This is a genomic window from Schinkia acidoalkalinis (assembly GCF_054301215.1).
The window spans coordinates 870,948-883,806 of the sequence record NZ_CP182573.1 but is presented as its reverse complement, the minus strand read 5'-3'; the positions used below and the strand labels follow the sequence as shown (position 1 = coordinate 883,806).

The 12,859-nt window shown below is 39.3% G+C and carries 14 protein-coding genes; all 14 read left to right on the top strand.

What is annotated here, in order from left to right; genetic code table 11:
• The first annotated feature begins 95 nt into the window (after positions 1–95).
• A complete protein-coding gene (locus tag ACNQFZ_RS04565) occupies positions 96–1,523 on the top strand; it encodes an aldehyde dehydrogenase family protein (protein WP_458414173.1) in 1,428 nt (475 codons plus the stop codon).
• Positions 1,524–1,545: 22 nt separating this feature from the next.
• Entirely contained in the window at positions 1,546–2,340 is a 795-nt protein-coding gene (locus ACNQFZ_RS04560) for a fumarylacetoacetate hydrolase family protein (RefSeq protein ID WP_458414172.1), read from the top strand.
• Positions 2,337–3,077 carry a fumarylacetoacetate hydrolase family protein gene (locus ACNQFZ_RS04555; RefSeq protein WP_458414171.1) on the top strand — a complete coding sequence of 247 codons (741 nt, stop codon included), beginning with the start codon at positions 2,337–2,339 and terminating at the stop codon, positions 3,075–3,077. Before ACNQFZ_RS04560 ends, ACNQFZ_RS04555 begins: the two co-directional genes overlap by 4 nt.
• A gap of 35 nt (positions 3,078–3,112) precedes the next feature.
• On the top strand, positions 3,113–3,496 hold the full coding sequence (locus ACNQFZ_RS04550) for a 5-carboxymethyl-2-hydroxymuconate Delta-isomerase (RefSeq protein ID WP_458414170.1): 384 nt from the start codon (positions 3,113–3,115) through the stop codon (positions 3,494–3,496).
• A gap of 64 nt (positions 3,497–3,560) precedes the next feature.
• On the top strand, positions 3,561–4,241 hold the full coding sequence (locus ACNQFZ_RS04545; RefSeq protein WP_458414169.1) for a GntR family transcriptional regulator: 681 nt from the start codon (positions 3,561–3,563) through the stop codon (positions 4,239–4,241).
• A gap of 109 nt (positions 4,242–4,350) precedes the next feature.
• Complete coding sequence (nfsA, locus tag ACNQFZ_RS04540) at positions 4,351–5,094, top strand: oxygen-insensitive NADPH nitroreductase (protein ID WP_458414168.1); 744 nt, start codon at positions 4,351–4,353, stop codon at positions 5,092–5,094.
• A gap of 14 nt (positions 5,095–5,108) precedes the next feature.
• Positions 5,109–5,825, top strand: a complete 717-nt coding sequence (locus ACNQFZ_RS04535) for a DNA polymerase beta superfamily protein (RefSeq protein ID WP_458414167.1) — start codon at positions 5,109–5,111, stop codon at positions 5,823–5,825.
• A 377-nt stretch (positions 5,826–6,202) separates the two neighbouring features.
• Positions 6,203–6,679 (top strand): hypothetical protein, encoded by a 477-nt coding sequence (locus tag ACNQFZ_RS04530; RefSeq protein WP_458414166.1) that lies wholly within the window; start codon positions 6,203–6,205, stop codon positions 6,677–6,679.
• A 20-nt stretch (positions 6,680–6,699) separates the two neighbouring features.
• Positions 6,700–8,553, top strand: a complete 1,854-nt coding sequence (nosZ, locus tag ACNQFZ_RS04525) for a Sec-dependent nitrous-oxide reductase (RefSeq protein ID WP_458414165.1) — start codon at positions 6,700–6,702, stop codon at positions 8,551–8,553.
• Between the two features lie 85 nt (positions 8,554–8,638).
• Positions 8,639–9,223: a hypothetical protein gene (locus ACNQFZ_RS04520; RefSeq protein WP_458414164.1), complete on the top strand. Its 585-nt coding sequence runs from the start codon at positions 8,639–8,641 to the stop codon at positions 9,221–9,223.
• Complete coding sequence (nosD, locus tag ACNQFZ_RS04515) at positions 9,202–10,611, top strand: nitrous oxide reductase family maturation protein NosD (RefSeq protein ID WP_458414163.1); 1,410 nt, start codon at positions 9,202–9,204, stop codon at positions 10,609–10,611. The genes ACNQFZ_RS04520 and nosD overlap by 22 nt, the downstream gene beginning before the upstream one ends.
• A gap of 28 nt (positions 10,612–10,639) precedes the next feature.
• Complete coding sequence (locus tag ACNQFZ_RS04510; RefSeq protein ID WP_458414162.1) at positions 10,640–11,122, top strand: nitrous oxide reductase accessory protein NosL; 483 nt, start codon at positions 10,640–10,642, stop codon at positions 11,120–11,122.
• Positions 11,094–11,939, top strand: coding sequence for an ABC transporter permease (locus ACNQFZ_RS04505; protein ID WP_458414161.1), 846 nt, complete (start codon positions 11,094–11,096; stop codon positions 11,937–11,939). The genes ACNQFZ_RS04510 and ACNQFZ_RS04505 overlap by 29 nt, the downstream gene beginning before the upstream one ends.
• Entirely contained in the window at positions 11,936–12,853 is a 918-nt protein-coding gene (locus ACNQFZ_RS04500) for an ABC transporter ATP-binding protein (protein ID WP_458414160.1), read from the top strand. The genes ACNQFZ_RS04505 and ACNQFZ_RS04500 overlap by 4 nt, the downstream gene beginning before the upstream one ends.
• The last annotated feature ends 6 nt before the right edge of the window (positions 12,854–12,859 follow it).

Below are 12,859 nucleotides of genomic sequence, written 5' to 3'. Positions count from 1 at the left end.
TATATGATTTACTATATAATAATTGCAGTTTTTTAAAACTATGTTGAGGTTTTCATTGATAGGTAAATATTTTAGTTGAAAAGGAGAGAGCGTGAATGGTACTTAAAAAGAAATTATTTATAAATGGTGAATGGGTAGAGACGAATTCTTATACTACTTTGACAGCTCCTTATTCTGAAGAGGTATTAGCGGAAATTCCTGCAGCAACTGAGGAAGAAGTAAATCAGGCGATTGAAGCTGCGTACGATGCTCGTGAAGTAATGGCTAAAATGCCTGCCCATAAACGTGCAGCGATTTTAGAAAAATTAGTGCAGCTTTATGAAGCACGTTCTGATGAAGCAGCTCGCATTATTGCATTAGAAGCAGCCAAGCCAATTACAACTGCAAAAGGAGAAGTTGCGCGTACGATTCAGACGTACAAATTTGCAGCTGAGGAAGCAAAACGGATTCATGGGGAAACGCTTTCACTTGATGCAGCGCCAGGTGGGGAAAATCGCATTGCATATACTGTACGCGAGCCGTTAGGTGTAGTAGGAGCGATTACTCCATTTAACTTTCCAATGAATTTAGTGGCACATAAGGTTGGACCAGCGATTGCAGCTGGAAATACAATCGTTTTAAAGCCTGCTTCACAAACCCCTTTATCCGCGTATTTTCTAGCAGAGTTGCTTGAAGAAGCTGGTTTGCCTGCAGGTGCCCTTAACCTTGTTACAGGTAGTGGTAGAGTAGTAGGGGATAAATTAGTAACAGATGACCGTGTCAAGGTGATTACGTTTACAGGTAGTCCGGCTGTTGGAATCGGCATTCGTAATAAGGCAGGGCTAAAGCGGGTTACCCTTGAGCTTGGCTCAAATGCTGCTCTTATTGTCGATGACGGAGTCGATATCAATAAAATTGTTTCACGCGCAGTAATAGGTGCCTTCTCAAATCAAGGTCAAGTTTGTATTTCTTTACAACGCGTCTATATTCATGAAAATTTGTATGAATCCTTCGTAGAAAAATTTGTCGCAGCAGCAAAACAACTTAAGGCAGGAGACCCACTGGATCCACAAACAGATGTATCTGCTTTAATTTCTAAAGGTGATGTGACGCGGACATTGGAATGGATTGAAGAAGCAAAGCGGTTCGGTGCAGAGATTGCTACAGGTGGCGTTGCCGAAGGAAATATTCTACTTCCAACCGTTGTTTTAAATGCTGATAAAGCGTTGAAAGTATCATGCCAGGAAGTATTTGCCCCAATCGTTCTTCTTAATAAAGTGAAGTCTGTGGAGGAAGCGATAGAGCTTGTTAACGATTCACGTTATGGATTACAGGCGGGTATTTATACGAATAATGTGAATACAGCCCTTGATGCAGCAGAAAAGCTTCATGTTGGAGGAGTTATGATAAATGATATTCCAACATTCCGTGTTGATAATATGCCATATGGTGGCGTTAAAGAAAGCGGAGTGGGTCGTGAAGGTATAAAATATGCGGTTGAAGAAATGACGGAAATGAAATTAGTTGTATTTAATCGGAATTAATAAAAAAGATGAGGTGAAAAAATTGAGCAATGGGAAAATCAAATTCAGCGGGATATCTCAAGCGGAAACTGTTGTCGTAGATGCTCAGAATCAAATAGTAGAAGTAAAAGGAAGAAATACAAGTTTACGAGAATTAAAGTTGGATGCGCCGGTTTCAGGAACAGTCTACGGTACTTTATTAAATTATCAAGGTGCATTGGAGAGACTGGGTGAAGCAGTTCATGAGGACCCATATAAAGCTCCGCCAAAGGCACCGACTCTTTATATTAAACCGGTAAATACCCACATTGGCTACGGAATGCCAATCCCTATGCCTACCAATATTCAAGAATTAGAGGTAGGTGCTGCGTTGGGAGTAGTATTTGGGCGTAAAGCAACACGGGTTACGAAAGAGGAAGCCTTGGACTATGTAGCCGGCTATACTGTTGTGAACGACGTAAGTATTCCGCATAGCAGCGTATATCGTCCGGCAATAAGCCAAAAATGCCGTGACGGCTTTTGTCCAGTCGGTCCTTGGGTCATTGACCGTGAGGCAATTGCCAATCCCGATGCACTAACTATTCGTGTTTTCGTTAATGGTGAATTGCACCAAGAAAATACGACAGCAAATTTAATTCGCTCTGTAGCGCAATTGATTGCTGATGTTACTGATTTTATGACATTGCATGAAGGTGACACATTATTGGTTGGCGTACCGGAGAATGCACCAGTAGTGAAGGTGGGCGACCAAGTCCGTATCGAAATTGCTGAAGTTGGCGTCTTGGAAAATACGGTTGTTCATGAGAATGAAGTAAGAGTAGGAGGTATAAACAGATGAAAAGAGCACGTGTAGCTTTCTCTGGAGCCATTCATGAAGCTGTTGAAGTGGAAGGCCGCTTAAAGCTGGAAGACGGCCGCATCGTGGAGGAACAGGAAGTAGTCTGGCTGCCACCTGTCGAGATGCAAACGGTGTTTGCACTAGGATTGAATTATGCAGACCATGCGAAGGAGTTGGCATTTAAAGCACCAACAGAACCGCTTGTATTTTTAAAGGGACCAGGTACATTTATTGGACACTATGGGCAAACGTTCCGACCAGCTGATGCAACGTTTATGCACTATGAATGTGAGCTTGCCGTTGTCATTGGAAAACAGGCTAGAAATGTAAGGCAGGAAGACGCTTATGATTATGTAGCCGGCTATACTGTTGCCAATGATTATGCCATCCGTGATTATTTAGAAAATTACTATCGTCCGAATTTGCGGGTGAAAAACAGGGATACTTGTACTCCGATTGGCCCTTGGCTTGTAGATGCAAAAGATATTGAAGATCCAATGAATTTAGCCTTAAGAACATATGTGAACGGTAAATTAACACAAGAAGGTAATACAAAGGACATGATCTTTAGTATACCAGCGCTTATTGAGTATTTAAGCAGCTTCATGACACTAAATAAAGGTGACGTCATTTTAACCGGAACACCTGTAGGTGCTGTAAATGTTGAAGTTGGGGATGAAGTTGTTACGGAAATTAATCATATTGGACGGCTTGTTAATACAATAGCAGGTCGATAATTTTTAAGAGTACGAGGGAAGGAAGATGATAAAAGATGCCGCATATTATCGTTGAATATACGAATAATATTAAAGCCGAGGCGAATATCCCTTTATTACTTGAGAAAATCAATGGGGTTATTATATCGAAAAGCCCTCTTTTTCCAATCGGAGGGTTGCGCTCTCGAGCTATTGAACTAGAAGATTATCGGGTTGCAGACGGGAAAGAGGATGATGCGTTCGTCCATGTGACCCTTAAGATTGGGGCCGGACGAAGTAAGCAGGATAAAAAAAGTACTTGTGACGAGCTGTTTGACGTAATCAAGGAACATTTTGCAGAGCTATTTTCTAGAAGGTTTTTGGCGCTATCCATGGAGCTTGTAGAATTTAGTGAAGCAGGAACATATAAACATAATAATATCCATCAACGTTTTAAATAGGTACTTGTTGGAAATTGGTGAAAAAACGCTTGATATCATATACGATTTGGAATATGATTAAATCATGGAAAATAACCAAAACACTAACCAAAACCAACATCCAACCATTAGCAAAACACAGTATGCTTACGAGTTTTTAAGAGCAAAGATTTTGGACGGTGAATATGTTCCAGGCCAACGAATTGTCATCGATCAAGTAGCTAAAGAGCTTGGGACAAGCACAATACCAATACGTGAGGCAATCCGAAATTTAGAATCTGATGGTTTAATCCAATACAAGCCGTATAGCGGGGCCATCGTTAGTGCGATTAACGAAACGGAGTATGAAGAAGTTCTTTCAGTTATCGCCGTCTTGGAAGGATATGCAGCTTCACTAAGTGCTGGAAATATTACCGCTCAAAATCTTACTGAACTCGAACAACTTAACAACGAGATGAACGAGGCCTTAACAAATTTTGAATTTGAAAAGTTTAGTCAGCTAAACAGAAAATTTCATGCAGTTATTTTTGAAAGGTGCGATAACGTTTTTTTAATCGATCAAATTGAGCAAGCCCAGCAGCGTTTGGATCGCGTCCGGCGCTCAATTTTTACATTTGTTCCTAAGCGCGCCCGTCAATCGATTGAAGAACACACTGCCATCATTAATCTTTTTAAAGAAAATGCACCTGTAAGTAAGATTGAAGAGGTTGTTCGTCAACACAGAATCAATACTCTTATCGCTTTTCAAAATCGAAAAAATAACTAAATACAAAATCATTTAAAGGCTTATGTAAAAATAGGCCTTTTATTTTTTGAAATTTGCCTAAGTAGGGATATACTTGAGGCATAAGAAGTATTTAGGAGTGAGTGATCTTATGAATGAGATATTGAAGGTAATGTCAAACCACCGATCTATCCGTCATTACTTGGATAAAGATATTCCAAATGAAATGATTGGAAGCATTATTGAGGCAGCACAATGGGCCTCAACCTCAAGTAATGTACAAGCATACTCCATCATAATGATTAGAGATTATAAGCGAAAAGAAAGGTTGGCGGAGCTTTGCGGAAACCAAAAGCACGTCAGTAAATGCCCTGTATTTCTCGTTTTTTGTGGGGATTTTAACAGAATTTTTATCTCTTCAAAAATACAAAATGTCGAGCAGCATCTTGATACAGTTGAGCCATTCTTGGTTGCTTCAGTTGATGCAGCTTTAATCGCCCAAAATGTCATGCTGGCTGCGGAATCATTTGGCCTTGGCGGCGTCTATATCGGCGGCATACGAAATAATAGTAAAGAAGTAAGTGAATTATTGAACCTACCTGATTTTGTTTATCCAGTTTTCGGGATGTGCTTGGGCTATCCGGATCAAGAAAAAATTCCGGAACAAAAGCCACGTTTGCCTTTACATGCGATTTTACATGAGGAACTGTATCAAAATGATAGGCAAGAGAACTGTATCTTAGAATATGATCATGTCATGAAAGATTATTATGAAACAAGATCCAGTGGCAATCGTTCAGAAACATGGTCCGAGTATGTAAGTAAAATTTATCAAGCGCCAAGAAGGGCACACTTACGAGGGTTTATTGAAGGTAAGGGGTTTGGGTTTAAATAGGGGTGAAAACCATTTTGTTAGAAAGAAAACTTTGTTTCAAAGCACTCGTTGGCAGCCATAATTACAATCTCAACACAAAACAGTCAGATAAAGATTATAAGGTATTTTTTTACCCTAGTTTTGATGATCTGTATGATGGCGGGCAGTATTCTAATGCATATGTTGGCGATGTTGAAGATATTGAATATCATGACATTCGCAAATTACCAAACCTGTTGTATAAATCAAATGTAAATTTTATGGAAGTGCTTTTTTCGGAGGAATATGTGGTTTATGATGAGGTGTTATTTTCAAAGATTTTTTCATTGCGTGAGGAAATTGCAAAGATAAATATCCCTTATCTTTATGATGCCTGCTTTGGAATGTATATGCGGAAAATGAAGGATTACTACCGGGATAAGGACAAAGGCGCTAATTTTGTTATATCAACATGCAAACATGCCATGAGTGCATTTCGAATCCTTGATTTTTTAGAACGGTACCATAATCATTCATTTAATTCCTTTAAAAAGGCGATGCAATATAATGTGGAGGATTCAATGAGGGCCTTACTATTGGATATCCGTTCAGGCAAGTATAGTTTTAATCAGCTTGAAGAGTTGATAGGCGAAAAGGAAATTAGAATAAAGGAGCTGGAAAATGATTACAAAAAAAGGGTAGTAAACGAATCATTGAAAGAAAAGATTGTAGCTATTGTTAAGGAAAGTGTAAAAAAGGCATTGGATATATGAAACCGCTCGAAGTTTACCACTTTGGGCGGTTTTTGTTTTTGTAATTGCTGAACGGTTACCTATCAATGCCATGAAATGATTTGGTGGAGTATATATGCTTTTCACAATTCCCCAGAAACCTATGCTTCCCCCACCAACTTCTACAGCCTCAATAGCTTCACGCTTTATTCACAATTCTAACATGATTACAACACTAAAACGCCACTAAATCGACATATACCCTCCGAGTTTTCGTGATTTTCATCACGGGTAGGGGTAGTGGTATATTGCTATATTTTGTGTATGCAGATTATGTGCAGAAATTGTGCATAATCTGTTAGGGCCCGATGAAGAAATAACGCGTAAAAAGAATTAGTTTTTGAAAAGGAGGGTTGGAAGTGAATAAAGGTTTACGGTGGACGCTTTTTTTGGTCATTGGTATTGTGATTGGATTTATGGGATCTCTTTTATTTAATAATGGCGAACAAAGTGCAACGAAAGAACCGCCGCCACAAACGGCGGAGGAAAAAGCGGCTCCTGCTGATACAACAGAAAAGAGCTCAGCAACAGCACAAACCTCTGATGCTGAATCTGGAACAGCCGCTGCTCCTGCAGCAGGAAAGGCAGATAATATTTTAGTGCAAAAAGGTTGCATTCAATGTCATGCTGTTAGTCCTCTTGGAGAAAAAGGAAATGGAACAGCTCCTGATTTAGCTATTGCTTATGATGATGTTACAAAGCGATTTGGGAAAAGCCTTGAGGAATTCTTAAATGCACCAGAAGGGACGATGTCAGCTGTTTTAGGCTCATCACCGCTTACTGATGATGAAAAAGAAAAGGTAATCAGCTTAATTAAAGGTTACGGTGAAAAATAATTGACGGAGGAGAAACCAGTATGAAATTTGGAAAATGGTATGTACCAATGGTGATTGGGATTATCGCAGGTATGGTTGCTGGAAATGTAGTAATCCCTGGCGTATCAAAAGATAGTCCAAATCCGGCAAGTCCACAAATCTCGGCAGCGGCAAATAAAGCGTTTGTGCCACCTGGTCAGCATGATGAATATTATATGTTCTCATCAGGCGGTCACTCTGGACAAGTATTTGTAATTGGCGTGCCATCATTAAGAAGAATTCGAACTATTCCTGTATTTTCACCGGATTCGGCTACAGGCTACGGTTTCGATGAACGTACAAAGGCTATGATGGGCGATTATTCTTGGGGAGATGCCCACCATCCTTCTTTAAGTGAAACGAATGGCGATTATGATGGAAGATTTTTATATATCAATGATAATGCCAACAACCGCGCGGCGATGATTAACTTAAAAACCTTCCATACTGAACAAATTCTCGGACCGATTCCGAATATTATGGGCCCGCACTCAGCGGTATTCGTGACTCCAAATTCAGAGTACTTTATGATGGGAACAAGATTTTCAGTCCCAATGGATGGTTCTTATAAAGAGCTTGACAAATACAGTGAATCCTATAATGGAGCATTACAGGCCATTAGTATTGATAAAAAGACAGGCCATATGACACCAGCTTGGCAATTAAAGTTGCCACCATGGAACTTTGACTTATCTGATGCAGGTAAAGGTCCTTCCAATGGCTGGGCATTCTTAACAACTTATAATACCGAAGAAGCAACACATCTACTTGAGGTTAATGCTTCGAAAAATGAAACGGACTATATTATTGCTGTAAACTGGAAAGCTGCAGAGCAAGCTATGAAAGAAGGCAAGATTGAAGAAGTAAATGGTCAAAAAGTCATTGACCCGGCAAAAGTCCCTGGCATCGTTTATGCTATACCGGCTGCGAAAAGCCCGCACGGTGTTGACGTATCACCAGACGGAAAATATTTCGTAGCAAATGGTAAGCTTTCTCCAATTGTAACGGCATATGATTTTGAAAAATTTAAGCAAGCGATTGAAAAGAAAGACTTTAAAGGTGAAGTAAGAGGTATTCCAGTTTTAAACTATGATTCAGTAAAAGCTGCTGAAATTGAAGTTGGTCTTGGACCACTTCATACCCAATTTGGTCCGAACGGTGAAGCCTATACAACATTATTCGTTGAAAGTGCTGTTGCCAAATGGAAGCTTGGCGAGTGGAAAGTACAAGATAAAGTAACTGTTCACTACAGTCCAGGCCATGGTTCTGCGGCAGAGGGCGATACGGTCAGCCCTGACGGTAAATACTTTGTTGCTTTGAATAAACTAGCAAAAGACCGTCACCTACCAGTAGGTCCATCCCATCCGGAAAATATGCAGCTGATTGATATTTCCGGTGACAAAATGGAAATTATCAATGAAGCGCCAATCGATCCAGAACCGCATTATGCACAAATTGTAAAAGCGGATAAGATAAATCCAATTAAGGTTTATCCGAAAGATGAAAAGAATCCAGATGCCATCTGGTCTGAAAAGGATGCAAGGGTTGAAAGAAACGGCAATAAAGTTACTGTATACGGTATCGCAGTCCGTTCCCGCTTCTATCCTGATGAAATTAAAGTAAATGAAGGAGACGAAGTCACAATTCATTTAACGAATATCGACCTTGACCAAGACATCACCCATGGATTTGGTATTAACCTTTACGATGTTGACTTTGAAGTCCAGCCAGGACAAACAAGCACCATTAAGTTTAAAGCAGATAAGCCAGGGGTCTTCCCTTACTACTGTACTAACTTCTGTTCCGCACTGCACCAAGAAATGCAAGGTTATTTATTAGTTAAACCAAAAGAATAATAGAAAGGGAGGAAATTTCCTCCCTTTTCCCTAATGAAAATAGCGCTAATGAAAGCATTTATAAATGTTAAACGGAGGCACGATCATGAATGCAACGAAAAAATTATCAGCCATCAGTCGAATATTGTTACTAGCAGGAGCTGCTTTTCTTGGAATTTCAGCAACATTGCCATGGTGGGGGTTGGATTTAGAAGCACCACAATACCCTGAAGGACTGGCAATCATAGTTTATCCATTTAAATTAGCTGGTGAGATTGATATTTTAAACAACTTAAATCATTACATTGGTATGGCGGAAATTAGTGAAACGGGATTTCCAGAATTGCAGTACATTCCTTATATTATCTGGGGTATTGTCGCTTTAACTGCCTTGGCTGCGATACTTGGCAATAAAAAAGTAGCTTACCTTGTTTGTTTATTGTTTGTCATTGGCGGTGCACTTGGAATTTATGATATGTACCACTGGCTCAATACATTTGGCACTCAGCTTTCAGCAGATGCACCGATTAAGGTTGACCCATTTGTACCGCCGGTTGTTGGTCAAAATCAGCTTGCGAACTTTACAACCTATAGTTCATTTCGTACTGGCTTTTATTTTCTTGTGCTCAGTGCCATCGGCGTTTTCCTTGGTACTTGGGGTGGAAAACTATGGTCAAAAAAAGCTGCTTAACCATAAGTTTTTTTATCTTCAGCCTTTTTATCCTTGGCACATTGCTTGTAGGAAAGGGCTATGCGGCTGGGCTTGAAGTTGGGGATAACAAAACATATTCTACGATTACCGCTGCTCTTGCAGATGCTGAAAATGGTGATGTTATTACTGTATTTCCGGGAATTTACAAGGAAAAAGTAACGATAACCAAGGCAGTTACATTACAATCTGTGGAAAAACAAAAAGCTGTCATTCAAGGGGATCATAACCAACACGTTATCATAATAAAAAGCCCGAATGTAGTTATTCAGGGATTTACAATCAAGGGCAGCGGCCACAACTTCCTTGCTAATGATGCCGGGATTTTAGTGGATAAGAGTAATCATGTTCAAATTATAAATAATAGAATGGAAGATATATTATTTGGCATTTATATTGATAGTTCCAACAACCTTTCTATAAAGAATAATCAAATTGATGGTTTGAAGTCCAAAAAGCTGTCAGAGCGCGGTAATGGCATTCATTATTTCAATACAAAAGCAATTTTGGTTTCTGGCAATACCATCAAAAACGTACGGGACGGTATGTATTTTGACCATGCCGATGAAACTCTTGCTACAAATAACAAAGTAACAAATGTCCGTTATGGCTTGCATTATATGTGGTCCGACAATAATTCGTTTAAGCATAATTTTTTTAGTAATAATGTTTCCGGCGCAGCAATTATGTTCTCAAAAGAAATTAAGCTCGAAAATAATATCTTTGAGAATAATCGCGGCTATCGGAATTTTGGGATATTTTTCCAAACAGCGGAAGACAGTATTGTCGCAAACAATTTGTTTTTTAAAAATTCAATAGGCATTTATTCAGATTTATCAAGAGGAAATGTGATTCGTAATAATACAATTGTCCAGAATGATATCGGTATGGAGATTCTGGGCAGCAACTGGGATGATGTAATCTATGAAAATAGCTTTCTCGATAATTTGCAACAAGTTTCTGTCAATGAAATAAAGAACAGAGATCAATGGCATAAAGGTAAAAAAGGAAACTATTGGAGTGAATATACGGGAGTTGATATAGAAAAGGATGGGATTGGCGATGCGGCATACCATTCAGGCAATGCCTTTGAATTTTTTATGTACAAGTACCCGCATTTTCGATTATTTGTCGAAAGTCCAACTGCGAAACTGCTTGAGACAGTTGATAAAATGTTTCCAGTTATCGAACGGGCTGAAATTGTTGATCCTTTTCCGCTGACGGCGGACAGTCATTCTAAGGTATATTTGGATCAGCTGAGAACAAATTCAAGTCGTTTGGCAGGCATTATTACATTTTCAGTATCACTACTTATTGTTGCTTTAAGTATGGTCTTTATTTTTCGCCTTTCCCACCGTTTTGGCGGTTGATGATGAAAGTTGAGGGGGGGAACGTCTGTTGAAACAAATTTTATGCTTTTTTACACCTATATTAGCCCTTCTTTTGCTACTAACAGCATGTGGGTCCCATTCTGAGCTTGCCCCGCAAATGATTGATGAAGACGTTGATATTTGCGATGCATGTACGATGATGGTACAGGATAATCAATACAGTGCCCAAATTGTCACAGATGGAGGGGAAGCCTATAAGTTTGATGATATTGGTTGTATGGCAATGTTTATCAATGATAATCAGCCTGAGGGGCTGCCGTTTGTACGCGATTTTTATACAAAAAAATGGATTGGAATCGACAAAGCCTTGTTTGTCGCCACAGAGGATGTGGAAACACCAATGAATTACGGGTTTCTTTCATTTGCAAGCAAAACGAGTGCCGACAAATTTTTAGCAAAGTATAGTGGGACTGTGGTCACCTGGAATGAAGTCTTACAAAACATGAAAGAGCGGAAGAGCGATGATGAAAATAAACCTACACACAATTAAAGTGCTAATCGAAAAAGAATTGCTGGATTCCATTCGTAATCGCTGGTTTTATACTTTTTTAATTATTTTTATGGTCCTTTCTTTTTCGATTATATACTTGGGGATTATCAAAAGTACTAGCTTAGGCTTTGAAAGCTTTAATAAGACGACAGCAAGCCTTTTAAATTTGATTTTGTTTCTTATCCCAATGATTACATTGCTCTTGGGCGGGACCTCGATTTCCGGTGAAAGGGAGCTCGGAACAATGAACCTAATGCTGTCAAAACCAATAACTGCTGTTGAGTTTATTTTAGGCAAATATTTTGGTATTGCCACAGCTATCGTTCTAACGATAGTAACGGGCTTTGGCATGATGGGAATGATTGTTGCTTTTAAGGTGTCCATACAAGATGCGCGTGCCTATATCATTTTCGTAATCCTAGCTGTCCTCTTGGCATTAGCATTTTTAAGCATTTCAATGTTCATTTCAGTGCTGGTAAACAAGCGAATTACAGCGATTATTGTCAGCACGATTCTATGGTTTTTCTTTATCCTTGTTTACGATTTAATTGTCATGGCGGGTGCAACGCTATTTAAAGGATCAGCGATGGCATTTTTTCTTTTATTCTCAATTCTCTTAAATCCAGCTGATTCGGTTAGAATCCTGGCGATTGTCAATTTAGGTGGAGAAACCATCTTCGGTCCCAGCCTTGTAGACCTGACAAGAATGGTTACCGATGCTTCCAGTGTATTGATTATGGTTACCGGCATTTGTGCCTGGATTATTATTCCATTGTTATTAACCGTGTTTTTCTTTAAAAGGAGTGTTCAGCAGTGACAGAGCCGATTGTAAAGATTGAAAATATCAGCAAAAAATACGGGAAAACTGAGGTTGTCAAAAATATTAGCCTTGAAATTGTCAAGGGAGAAATCTTTGCTTTGCTTGGCCACAATGGTGCAGGCAAAAGTACGCTCATTAAAATGCTGACTGGACTAATACAGAAAAGCTCCGGAACGATAAAAATTAATGGAAAGGAGATTGCTCCGTTTCAGAAAGAAGCAAAACAATATTTTTCATATTTGCCGGAAATTATGGCATTATACCCCCATCTAACGGCAAAGGAAACACTCCACTTTTTTGCTGAGCTCCAAAATATACCAGAAAAGAATGAAGATGAGGTTCTTGAAATCGTTGGCCTTCTCGATCATAAAAATCAAAAGGTCGGTGATTTCTCAAAAGGAATGACACAAAGGATTGGTTTTGCTATTTCGCTATTGCCAAAGGCACCATTGTTGATTTTGGATGAGCCGACATCAGGGTTGGACCCGTTCTGGTCCATCCAGTTCAAAAAAGTAATGAAACAATTAAATGAGGAAGGGACAACAATCGTCTTTGCTTCACATATTCTTAGTGAAGTGGAGGATTTGGCCGACCGTGTTGGCATCATTAGCGACGGCGAAATTGTTGCCTTGGGAAGCGTTCAAGAATTAAAACGGAAGGCTAAAAATGAAGTAAAAATGAAGGTTTCATTTGATCATGTGATTGATGAAGCAGCTTTAAGCAAAAAACTGAACCTACCAATCATAAATCAAAAAGGCGCCTATATTGTGCCTTGTAAATATGAAGATAAACTACCGGTTTTGAAAGCTTTGCAATCCTATGCGGGTGTGAAGGATATCGAAATCAAAGAGATTACGTTAGAGGATATCTATCAAGAGATTTTAACAAATAGGTACCATCAAAAAAAATGACATTTG